The 7,391-nt window shown below is 73.5% G+C and carries 9 protein-coding genes and 1 pseudogene; 3 read left to right on the forward strand and 7 right to left on the reverse strand.

Features of this window, described 5'->3' with window-relative positions; all coding sequences use genetic code 11:
- From D8M29_RS06755 to D8M29_RS06770, 4 genes and pseudogenes are all read right to left on the reverse strand, one after another.
- Positions 1 to 424, reverse strand: a pseudogene (locus D8M29_RS06755) (hypothetical protein); the annotation flags it as partial.
- An 18-nt stretch (positions 425 to 442) separates the two neighbouring features.
- Positions 443 to 1,270 carry an exodeoxyribonuclease III gene (locus D8M29_RS06760; protein ID WP_049147818.1) on the reverse strand — a complete coding sequence of 276 codons (828 nt, stop codon included), beginning with the start codon at positions 1,268 to 1,270 and terminating at the stop codon, positions 443 to 445.
- 44 nt (positions 1,271 to 1,314) lie between these two features.
- Entirely contained in the window at positions 1,315 to 2,223 is a 909-nt protein-coding gene (gene nadE, locus D8M29_RS06765; RefSeq protein WP_127435332.1) for an ammonia-dependent NAD(+) synthetase, read from the reverse strand.
- Positions 2,224 to 2,281: 58 nt separating this feature from the next.
- Entirely contained in the window at positions 2,282 to 2,728 is a 447-nt protein-coding gene (locus D8M29_RS06770; RefSeq protein ID WP_060973770.1) for a MarR family winged helix-turn-helix transcriptional regulator, read from the reverse strand.
- 58 nt (positions 2,729 to 2,786) lie between these two features.
- Here D8M29_RS06770 and pyrE point away from each other — a divergent pair, with 58 nt between their 5' ends.
- Positions 2,787 to 3,383, forward strand: coding sequence for an orotate phosphoribosyltransferase (pyrE, locus tag D8M29_RS06775; protein WP_036316789.1), 597 nt, complete (start codon positions 2,787 to 2,789; stop codon positions 3,381 to 3,383).
- Positions 3,384 to 3,411: 28 nt separating this feature from the next.
- Here pyrE and D8M29_RS06780 read toward each other — a convergent pair whose 3' ends face one another.
- The gene (locus tag D8M29_RS06780) at positions 3,412 to 4,503 is read right to left on the reverse strand and encodes a magnesium and cobalt transport protein CorA (protein ID WP_316242177.1); all 1,092 of its coding nucleotides are present in this window, start codon (positions 4,501 to 4,503) and stop codon (positions 3,412 to 3,414) included.
- Positions 4,504 to 4,566: 63 nt separating this feature from the next.
- On the opposite strand from D8M29_RS06780, the gene D8M29_RS06785 reads away from it, so the two are divergent.
- Together D8M29_RS06785 and D8M29_RS06790 are read left to right on the forward strand one after the other, a co-directional pair.
- On the forward strand, positions 4,567 to 4,935 hold the full coding sequence (locus D8M29_RS06785) for a hypothetical protein (RefSeq protein ID WP_127445861.1): 369 nt from the start codon (positions 4,567 to 4,569) through the stop codon (positions 4,933 to 4,935).
- A complete protein-coding gene (locus D8M29_RS06790) occupies positions 4,932 to 5,573 on the forward strand; it encodes an RNA methyltransferase (protein WP_170748090.1) in 642 nt (213 codons plus the stop codon). The genes D8M29_RS06785 and D8M29_RS06790 overlap by 4 nt, the downstream gene beginning before the upstream one ends.
- 124 nt (positions 5,574 to 5,697) lie before the next feature.
- Here the strand turns inward: D8M29_RS06790 and D8M29_RS06795 are convergent, their stop codons facing one another.
- Positions 5,698 to 6,594 (reverse strand): SMP-30/gluconolactonase/LRE family protein, encoded by an 897-nt coding sequence (locus tag D8M29_RS06795; protein ID WP_127445862.1) that lies wholly within the window; start codon positions 6,592 to 6,594, stop codon positions 5,698 to 5,700.
- 51 nt (positions 6,595 to 6,645) lie between these two features.
- A complete protein-coding gene (locus tag D8M29_RS06800; protein WP_255420493.1) occupies positions 6,646 to 7,248 on the reverse strand; it encodes a lipase family protein in 603 nt (200 codons plus the stop codon).
- Positions 7,249 to 7,391 lie beyond the last annotated feature (143 nt).

The raw sequence follows: 7,391 nt of genomic DNA on the forward strand, positions 1-7,391 counted from the left end.
TCAGCACGAGGCCCCACTCCTCCTCGAGCGCCACGAGGGCGCGGCCGCGGTTCATGGCCCGCGCTGCCGGCGGGATGGCGGCCTCGTGCAGCCGCGGCAGCATCGTCTCCTCGAGCACGGCCGCGGCCATCTCGGCCCGCAGGCCCCGCTCGTCCGGGCAGTAGAACGCGGAGCGGTGCTCGTCCTGCAGGACCCGCACCAGGTCGTCCTCACCGGGCTCCGGGAACGGGTCGGCCACGGGCCGGGCCAGGCGACGCCGGGCCCGCTCCGCCGCCTCGGCCTCCACCTCGGCGCGCGTGCGGTGGCCGCCGGCGATCAGTCGCGCCTGGACCGCGTCCGGGAACGCGGCCAGCGGCTGGAAGACGCGCAGGTGCGCGGTGCCGCGCGCGACACCCGGGGGCGGGCCGTCGTCGTCGTGGGTCATCGCGGGCTCGTCCGTGGTTCAGCCCAGCTCGACGACCACGGGCGCGTGGTCCGAGGCGCCCTTGCCCTTGCGCTCCTCGCGGTCGATCCAGGCGTCCGTGACCGTCCGTGCGAGGGCGGGGGAGCACAGCTGGAAGTCGATGCGCATGCCCTTCTTCTTGGGGAAGGCCAGGCCCGTGTAGTCCCAGTACGTGTACACGCCGGGGCCGGGGTGGCGCGGGCGCACCACGTCCACCAGCCCGGCGTCCTCGAACGCGCGGAACGCCGCGCGCTCGGGCGGGGAGACGTGCGTGTAGCCCTCGCGCTGGAACAGCTCGATGTCCCACACGTCCTCGTCCTGCGGAGCGATGTTCCAGTCGCCGGTCAGGGCGAGCCGGGTGTCCGGGTCCTCGGCGAGGCGAGCGGCCGCGTGCTCCTGGAGCACGCGCAGCCACTCGAGCTTGTAGCCCATGTGCTCGTTCTCCAGGCCGCGCCCGTTGGGCACGTACAGGCTCCACAGGCGGACCGGGGCGACGCCGTCGGCCGCCTCGGCGCCCACGGTCGCCCCGATGGCGCGGGACTCCTCCTGCGGGTCCACGCCGCCCTTGCCGAAGTGCGGCTGGCCGGGGAAGCCGCGCTGCACGTCGCTCAGGCCGACGCGGGAGGCGATGGCCACGCCGTTCCACTGCGAGGTGCCGTTGTGCACCACCTCGTAGCCGGCGCGCTCGAAGAGCTCCCACGGGAAGTTCTCGTCCCGGCACTTGGTCTCCTGGATGGCCAGGACGTCGATGTCATGGCGCTCGAGGAAGGCCTCGACGCGGTCGGCGCGGGCACGGAGGGAGTTGACGTTCCAGGTGGCGATCTTCACCCGGCCAGGCTATCGAAGGGCGCGGACACCGTGGGATCGGCGCCTCAGCGCCACCAATCGTCGTGGATCGTCACCGGCGTGGTGCGCTTGTGGCGGCTGCGGAGCCAGATGCCCTCGAGCTTCTCCGCGACCTCGGTAGGGACGTCCTTGCCCTCGAGGTAGTCGTCGATGTCCTCGTACGTCATCCCGAGTTCGGCCTCGTCCGTCTGGCCCGGCGTGCCGTCCAGCAGGTCCGCGGTGGGCACCTTGTTCCACAGGGGCTCGGGGGCTCCGAGTTCGCGGCCCAGCGCCCGCACCTGCCGCTTGTTCAGGCCGGCCAGCGGCAGGACGTCCGCGCCGCCGTCGCCGAACTTCGTGTAGAAGCCCGTGATGGCCTCCGCCGCCTGGTCCGTGCCGATCACCAGCTGCCCGTGGGCGCCGGCCACCGCGTACTGGGCCGTCATGCGGATGCGGGCCTTCACGTTGCCCTGGTTGTAGTCCGAGATCGGCTCCCCCACCGCCTCGGCGAAGGCGGCGGCCAGACCCTGCACGGCCTCCGCGATGTTCAGGGTGACGTCCTGATCCGCACCCACGAAGTCCATGGCCGCCCGGGCATCCGCCTCGTCGTGCTGCACCTTGTAGGGCAGGCGCACGGCGGTGAACCGGGGGTTCTCGCGGGAGGGCACGACGTCGGCGCCCACCCCCGCCTCACCCGGCGGAGTGGTGTCGGGGCCGCCCAGGGCGACGGCGTCCGTGACGCCGAGCTGGGCGCGGCGACGCTCGACGGCGAGCTGGGCCAGCCGGCCGCCCACGGTGGAGTCCACGCCGCCGGAGATGCCCAGGACGAAGCCGGACGCGCCCGTGGCCGCGAGGTAGTCGGCGAGGAAGGCCACGCGCCGTTCGACTTCGGCCGCGGGGTCGATCTCAGGGAGGACGCACTGCTCGGCGATGATCCGCTGCTGGAGTTCACGCATGCCGGTCAGCGTAGGACCGGCGCCGCGCACGGGGACAGGGGCGACCGGCGACGGCGGCTCACGCGTCCGGGTGCCCCAGGTTGCGGGCGATGCGGCGCAGGACGCGGACGGCGTCGTCGATCTGGTCCCGCGGGACGTCCGCCGTCGCCTCGGCACGCAGGGCCTCGACCGCCTCGCCGACGCGGGCGCCCGCGGTGCGGCCCGTGGCGGTGAGGGTGTAGAGGTCGCCCTCGACCGTCACCCAGTGGGACTCGACCAGCTCCTCGATCTGACCGGACACCGCGCCGCGCTGCTCCTCCTCGAAGCCGGCCTCGAGCTCGGCACGGGACTGCGGGGCCACCGTGAGGGTGTTCAGCAGCTGCCACTGGGCGCGGGTCAGGCCGTGCTCCTCGAGGCTCTCGGCCACGCGCGCCGCGATCAGGCCCTCGGTGAGGGTGAGCCAGTGCGCCAGGGGCAGGCCGGAGGGATGCTGGACGGGGGCGTCGTCGTGCGGGATCTCGCTCATAACCCGAGCCTAGCCAGGCCGGGACGGAATCGGCAGGGGTGGCCGGGCTCGCACTAGCATGGGCGGCATGACCGACGCGCAGACCCCCACCGTCCCCACGCCCGAGCAGGACCGCGAGCGGCTCAAGCAGCTCATCCAGGAGCTGGCCGTGGTGCACGGCCGGGTGACCCTGTCCTCCGGCAAGGAGGCGGACTACTACGTGGACCTGCGTCGTGTCACCCTGCACCACGAGGCCGCCCCACTGATCGGCCGCGTGATGCTGCGCCTGCTCGAGGAGAACGGGATCGAGTTCGACGCGGTGGGCGGCCTGACCATGGGCGCCGACCCCGTGGCCACCGCGATGATGCATCAGGCCGGCACCGTGGGCCGCGCGCTCGACGCGTTCGTGGTGCGCAAGGCGCAGAAGTCGTACGGCATGGGCCGGCAGGTGGAGGGCCCGGGCGTGGACGGGCGCCGCGTCGTCGTGCTGGAGGACACCTCGACGACGGGCGGCTCCGCGCTGACCGCCGTCGAGGGCGTGCGCAACGCGGGCGGCGACGTCCAGGCCGTGGCCGTGATCGTGGACCGCGCGACCGGCGCCGCCGAGCGCGTGGCCGAGGAGGCGGGGGTGCCGTACCTGTACGCGTTCGGCAAGGACGAGCTCGGCCTCGACTGAGCCTCGGACTGCCCCGCGCGCCGCCCGCCTAGAGCCAGTCCGCGCGCTTGAACAGCACGAACAGCGTGAGGGCCACCGCCAGCATGAGTCCCAGGGCGAACGGATAGCCGAACGTCCAGTGCAGCTCGGGCATGCCGTCGAAGTTCATGCCGTAGACCGAGCCCACCAGCTGCGGCGCGAAGATGATCGCCGCCCAGGACGAGATCTGCTTGACCTGCTCGTTCTGGGCGATCGACTGCTCGGACAGCCGCTTCGACGCCAGCGTCGAGTCCAGCTCGAGGGCGCTGTGGAGCATCTGGCGCATGGTCGTCACGCGCTCGTTGATCTGGACGGTGTGGTCGTGGACGTCACGCAGGCGGCGCAGGTTCTCCACCTCGAGGCGCGCCTGATCGCTGAGCTCCTCGTCCTCCCAGGCGTGGGCGTCGTCGCGCCGGGGCAGGCCGTCGGCGTCGAGGCGGCGGGTGTCCTCGTGCAGGCGGGTGCGCACCTCCTCCTGGAGCTGTTCCACGATGGACGGCAGCGCGCGGATGGCGTGCTGGAAGTTCAGCACCTCGCGGGAGAGCTGGTAGATGCGCCGGGAGACGTGCCCGTCGCCGGCGAAGACCTGGCCCTCGATCTCCTCGATGTCCTGTTCGAGGCCGTCGGCCACGGGGAAGTAGTCGTCCACGACCCGGTCCAGGATCTCCAGGGTGACCTGCCACGGCCCCATCGCGAGGCGCTCGCGGCCCTCCGTCTCCAGGAACCGACGCACGGCGGCCAGGTCCGGCTCCTCCGCGTGACGCACCGTCACCACGTAGTGCTCGCCGGTGAAGACGCTCAGCTCGCCGAACTCCACGGTCTCGGTGCGGTCGATGTAGCGGGCCGGGTGCAGGACCATGAACGAGTCCTCGCCGTAGCGGTCCAGCTTGGCGCGCTCGCCCCCGGTGAGGGCGTCCTCGACGGCGAGCGGGTGCAGGCGCAGCTCTTCCGCGACCGCTTGGAGCTCGGCCATGTCCGGGCGGTACAGGCCCAGCCAGGCCATGCCGCCGGTGCGCTCGCACGCCTCCCAGGTGTCTTCGAGGGTGGAGGGGGCGTGGACGCGCCGCCCGTCCACGTACACGGCGTTGTCGATCATGCTCACCCGGACATTCTCCCCGACGGCGGCCCCCGGCGGATTCCAGGATGCGCGCGCTACGGTGGCGCCATGAAGACTCCGCGTCATGCCCCGCCCGTCGTCCGCGACGGCAAGACCCTGCTCCCCGCCCACGCCGTCTCCACGGCCCCGGTCACCGCATTCGGTCTGATCGGCGGCTACCTGACCGCCCGTGAGACCGGCATCCGGCCGCTCGGCGGTGTCGTGCTGGCCACCGCCGGCCTGTATGCCGGCCGGACGTGGTTGGCCACGCGTGGGCCGGCCGTCACCGGGGGCCTGGCCGCCCTGTACCTCGGCGGCTTCGGCGCCTCCCACCCGCTGGCCAAGAAGATCGGTGCGTGGCCGGCGGTGCTCTCCGTGGCCGCGGTGTCCGCCGGGGCCGCCTGGGCCGCCGTCGACCGGTCCGAGGCCGGCCGCTGAGCGAGCCCGCGCCGGCCGAGGACGGCGCCGCGCCCCGCGAGGTCGGCGTGGGCCCGTGGACCGGCCCGTGGCCGGAGGACCCCCGCTACGACCCGGAGCTGCTCGCGCACGGCGACCGCCGCAACGTGCTCGACCACTACCGCTATTGGAGCCTCGAGGCGATCGTCGCGGACCTCGACGCGCGGCGCCACCCGTTCCACGTGGCCATCGAGAACTGGCAGCACGACCTGAACATCGGCACCGTCGTGCGCACCGCCAACGCGTTCAACGCCGCCGGGGTGCACATCATCGGGCGGCGCCGCTGGAACCGGCGCGGCGCCATGGTCACCGACCGCTACCTGCACGTGCGCCACCACGAGACGGTGGAGGCGTTCACGGAGTGGGCGGCGGGGGAGGGGCTGCCCGTGCTCGGCGTGGACCTGTTCCCCGAGTCGGTGCCGGTGGAGACCTTCGACTTCCCGCGCGCCTGCGTGCTCGTCTTCGGGCAGGAGGGGCCGGGGCTCTCTGCGGAGGTGCGGGCGGCGTCGAGCGCGGTGCTGTCCATCGCGCAGTACGGCTCCACCCGCTCGATCAACGCGGGCGTGGCCGCCGGCATCGCGATGCACGCGTGGATTCGGCAGCACGCGGCCGTCCCCTGAGTCCGGCGCGAGCCAGACGATTCCGCGCTGAAAGGAGCCTCTGGACCGCAGATTCGTCTGGCTCGCCGCGCAGAACGGCGCAGGACCGCGCAGGACCGCGCCGACGACGTGCGGCGTGACGGCCTCAGCCCGCGAAGGGCCGGACCGGCAGGCCCGTCACCCCCGGGCGGACGGCGAACAGGGCCCCGGCCAACGGGTCCTCGCCGCGCTCCATGTTCTCCCAGGAGGTGGTGATGTAGAGGGTGCCGAGGTCGTCGCCGCCGAAGGTGCAGGCCGTGGTCTTCTGCACGGGCACCTCGACCACCTCGTCGAGCGTCCCCTCGGGCGTGTACCGGTGGATCTGCCCGTGGCTGATCACGGCCACCCAGATCCCGCCCTCGGCGTCCACGGTGAGTCCGTCCGGCTTGCCCTCCCCGTCGAGCACGTCCACGAGCACGCGGCGGTTCGTCAGGCCCTCCTCGCGGGAGTAGTCGAACACGGCCACCTGCCGTGTGGGGGTGTCGTTGTAGTAGGCCCGTGTGCCGTCCGGGCTCCACTCGAGGCCGTTGGACGTCGTCGCGCCGGTCAGCACGACGTCCACCTCGCCGGCGCCGCCGTCGGGTCCGGGGGCGAGCCGGTAGAGGTTCGCGGCGCCGGGGGTCTTGGCGTACGCCATGGTGCCGCAGTAGAACCGGCCGTCCGGGTCGCAGCCGCCCTCGTTCATGCGGATCCCGGCGTCCGCGCCCCACAGCTCGGGCAGCGTCGTCAGCTCGCCCTCGGGCGAGATCAGGGCGAAGCCCCGCTCCACCGCGACGACGGCGCCGCCCCCGGCACGCGGGCGCAGCGCGGCGGCCACGTCGCCGACGTGCGTGCGGTCCACCGTCCCGTCGGCGCGCAGGGACAGGACGTCCCCGGCGAGCATGTCCACCCAGCGCAGGCCGCCGCCGGCGGTCACGCCCTCGGCGGCGGCGCCCCAGGAGGCGGCCCAGACGGGGCCCTCGCCGTGGTAGGCGATGGGATCGGTGACCTGCTCGGCGCGCATGACTGCTCCTTCGGTGGGCGGGACGGTCCTGGCCCCGACGCTAGCCGAGGCTCAGAACCACCCGCACGAGTCGGCGGTCCAGCGGTCGGCGAGGGTCGCGTCCAGGAACGCCCCCATCCGCGGCAGGGAGGCCACGTGGCCGCCCACGTGGGTCGGGGTGAGGAGCGGGTCGAAGCGCACCCGCGCGCCCTCCGCGCACCAGCGGCGGCCCAGGTCGCGGCCGGCGCGGTACGGGATGACGTCGTCCGTGACGGAGTGCGCGATCATCACCGGCACATCGGGACGGCGGCCCTGCGCGCCGATCCGCTGCTCGGCGAGGATCCCGGCCAGCTCGGCGTCGGAGCGGACGAGCTCAGGGAAGTCCTGCCCCGTGTGGGTCAGCGTGGCGGAGTCGAGGTGCGCGTAGGCGAGGCTGCCTGCCAGGCAGGTCTCGGCCGCGCCGTCGAGGGCCGTCAGGCCGGTCTCGTTGAGGTGCGTGGCCGGGTCCACGTCGTACGCGGCGAGCTGCCCGGCCATCGCGTAGAGCAGGAAGGCCGCGTAGAGACCGCCGTCGATCCGGCCCGCGACCTGCACGAGGTCGGCCGGCGGGGCGCCCGCGTAGGCGCCCTTGAGGTCCAGCTCCGGGGCGTAGTCGGGCGCGAGCTCGGGGACCAGTTACTCCGCGCGGCTGCCGGTGACGGGGTTGTGGTCGTCGTCCCCGCGCTCGTCGGCGTGGAGATTGGCGACCTCCAGCATTCGCGGCTCGTGCGCGTGCTGCACGTAGTCGCCGTCGGACGGGCGGAGATAGGCCTGCCCTC

It is taken from the genome of Micrococcus sp. HSID17227, assembly GCF_003989405.1.
In the GTDB taxonomy this organism is placed as follows: domain Bacteria; phylum Actinomycetota; class Actinomycetes; order Actinomycetales; family Micrococcaceae; genus Micrococcus; species Micrococcus luteus.

Coding starts and splice junctions, on each gene's coding strand:
- D8M29_RS06795 (WP_127445862.1), bottom strand. CDS start 6,594: ATGCGCGCCGAGCAGGTCACCGATCCCATCGCCTACCACGGCGAGGGC.
- nadE (WP_127435332.1), bottom strand. CDS start 2,223: ATGCGTGAACTCCAGCAGCGGATCATCGCCGAGCAGTGCGTCCTCCCT.
- pyrE (WP_036316789.1), top strand. CDS start 2,787: ATGGGCGGCATGACCGACGCGCAGACCCCCACCGTCCCCACGCCCGAG.
- D8M29_RS06770 (WP_060973770.1), bottom strand. CDS start 2,728: ATGAGCGAGATCCCGCACGACGACGCCCCCGTCCAGCATCCCTCCGGC.
- D8M29_RS06785 (WP_127445861.1), top strand. CDS start 4,567: ATGAAGACTCCGCGTCATGCCCCGCCCGTCGTCCGCGACGGCAAGACC.